Raw genomic sequence first — 534 nt, 5'->3', positions numbered from 1 at the left:
AGTTCATGCTCTTCTTCCGATGATAAATAATTAATTGTATTTAAAGAGTGATCAGCATTTTGTGCGAACGCTGCGATCAATTTATCAAAATGAGTTGCCAGTTTTTTTATCGACGTGCTATCGTAACGATTGGTATTATATGTGAAATGTATCTTTAACGAACCAGGCGAAGGAACAATTAGTATATTAAAATCGTAATTGGTTCGTTCAAACACTTCTACTGACTCTATGGATAGTCTTTCTTCACTTTCCGTATTAAATATACCTTCGCTTTCCAGTTCCTTTACAGCATAGTTCTCAAATACCATAATATGATCAATCAGCTCCATTCCCGGTTCGCTCTGGGATTGAACCTCTGACAGATTCAAATAATGATGGGATGTACGCTGTATCGATTGCTCTTGCAATGATTTTAATAGTTTAGCTGGCGTATCATCTGCATCATACTTTACCCGCACCGGAATAGTATTGATAAACAGCCCGATCATGTCTTCAACTCCGATCAAGTCGGCTGGACGGCCGGATACCACAGCC

The 534-nt window shown here is 39.0% G+C and carries 1 protein-coding gene; it reads right to left on the bottom strand.

Features of this window, described 5'->3' with window-relative positions:
- On the bottom strand, positions 1–534 hold a 534-nt coding region (locus A4R26_RS07445; RefSeq protein WP_242674855.1), incomplete at both ends, for a condensation domain-containing protein.

Origin of the sequence: Niastella populi (assembly GCF_002078015.1) — a bacterium.
Classification (GTDB): domain Bacteria; phylum Bacteroidota; class Bacteroidia; order Chitinophagales; family Chitinophagaceae; genus Niastella; species Niastella populi.
This window is presented reverse-complemented; position numbering and strand designations above follow the sequence as displayed.